The sequence below is a fragment of the Melaminivora alkalimesophila genome (genome assembly GCF_000282995.1).
Classification (GTDB): Bacteria; Pseudomonadota; Gammaproteobacteria; order Burkholderiales; family Burkholderiaceae_C; genus Melaminivora; species Melaminivora alkalimesophila.
In genome coordinates, this window is sequence record NZ_ALEE01000116.1 from 1 (window position 1) to 1,731 (window position 1,731).

Consider the following 1,731-nt stretch of genomic DNA (forward strand, 5'->3'; position numbering starts at 1 on the left):
GGCCGGTCGCTGGCCGAGGCACCGTCCGCGCGGCCCGCCGCGAGCACGCAGGTGTACGAGGCGCTGGAGGACGGCGCCGATGCCGAGGTGGAGCGCATCATCGCGGCGCACCTGGTGGCGGCCCGCTGAGCCCCGGCCGGAACTGCCGCCGTGACCGCGCCCGCCCACCAGGCCCCGCTGCCCCCGCCGCCCCTCACGGGCAGCGCCCGCGCCTGGGGCACGCTCGCCCTGTCGGCGGCGACCTTCATGAACGTGCTCGACACGTCGATCGCCAACGTCTCGCTGCCGGCGATCGCCGGCGACCTGGGCGTCAGCCCCACGCAGGGCACCTGGGTCATCACCAGTTTCGCCGTGGCCAACGCGATCGCCGTGCCGCTCACCGGCTGGCTGTCGCAGCGCTTCGGCCAGGTGCGGCTGTTCGTCGCCAGCGTGGCGCTGTTCGTCATCGCGTCGCTCCTGTGCGGCCTGGCGCCGAACATGGGCCTGCTGATCGCCGCACGGGCGCTGCAGGGCTTCGTCGCCGGGCCGATGATCCCGCTGTCGCAGTCGCTCCTGCTGTCGAGCTACCCGCGCGCGCTGGCCGGGCTCGCCATGGCGCTGTGGTCCATGACCACGCTGATCGCACCCGTGATGGGGCCGCTCCTGGGCGGCTGGATCACGGACAACGTGAGCTGGCCGTGGATCTTCTACATCAACGTACCGGTGGGCATCTGGGCCGTGTTCGTCACCTGGGCCATCTTCCGCGGCCGCGAGAGCGAGCGGCGCCGCCTCCCGATCGACGCCATCGGGCTGGCGCTGCTGGTCATCTGGGTGGGCGCCATGCAGGTGATGCTCGACATCGGCAAGGAGCACGACTGGTTCGCCTCGCCGTGGGTGGTGGGCTGCGCGGTGGTGGCGGTGGTGGGGCTGGCGGCCTTCCTGCTGTGGGAGCGCGACGAGGCGCATCCGGTGGTCGACCTGACGCTGTTTCGCAACCGCAATTTCTGGGCCGGCTCGCTCGCCACCTCGGTGGGCTATGGCCTGTTCTTCGGCAACGTGGTGCTGCTGCCGCTGTGGCTGCAGCAGTACATGGGCTACACCGCCACGCAGGCCGGCGAGATCATGGCGCCGGTGGGGCTGCTGGCGATGGTGCTCTCGCCCATGGTGGGCAAGAGCATCGGCCGGGTGGACCCGCGCCGCTACGCGACCTTCGCCTTCCTGGTGTTCGCCGTGGTGCTGTGGATGCGCTCGCGCTTTTCCACGCAGGCGGACTTCGCCACCATCATGGTGCCGACCATCGTGCAGGGCATCTCGATGGCCTTCTTCTTCATCCCGCTGGTGACCATCACGCTGTCGGAGATCGAGCCGGCGCGCATCCCGGCGGCCTCGGGCCTGTCGAACTTCATGCGCATCACCGCCGGCGCCGTGGGCACCTCGGTGACGACCACGCTGTGGGAGCGGCGCGCCACGCTGCACCACGCCCAGCTGGTCGAGGGCCTGGTGCCGGGCGGCCCCGGCTTCGATCAGGCCCTGCAGGTGCTGCGCGCCGGCGGGTTGACGGACGCCCAGGCACTTGCGCAGATCGAGCGCATGACCACGCAGCAGGCCTACATGCTCGCGGCCAACGACATCTTCTATGCCTCGGCGGTGCTGTTCCTGGTGCTGATCCCGCTGGTCTGGCTGGCGCATGCGCCGCGCGCGCAGGGCGCCGGGGCGGCGGACGCGGCGGCCGGCGCCCACTGAACAGCGGCC

General features: G+C 71.6%; 1 protein-coding gene. It reads left to right on the forward strand.

The genetic code is table 11. The annotated features are described in order from the left end of the window. Window positions 1–150 precede the first annotated feature (150 nt). Window positions 151–1,722 carry a DHA2 family efflux MFS transporter permease subunit gene (locus tag A612_RS01695; protein ID WP_019372884.1) on the forward strand — a complete coding sequence of 524 codons (1,572 nt, stop codon included), beginning with the start codon at window positions 151–153 and terminating at the stop codon, window positions 1,720–1,722. Window positions 1,723–1,731: the final 9 nt, after the last annotated feature.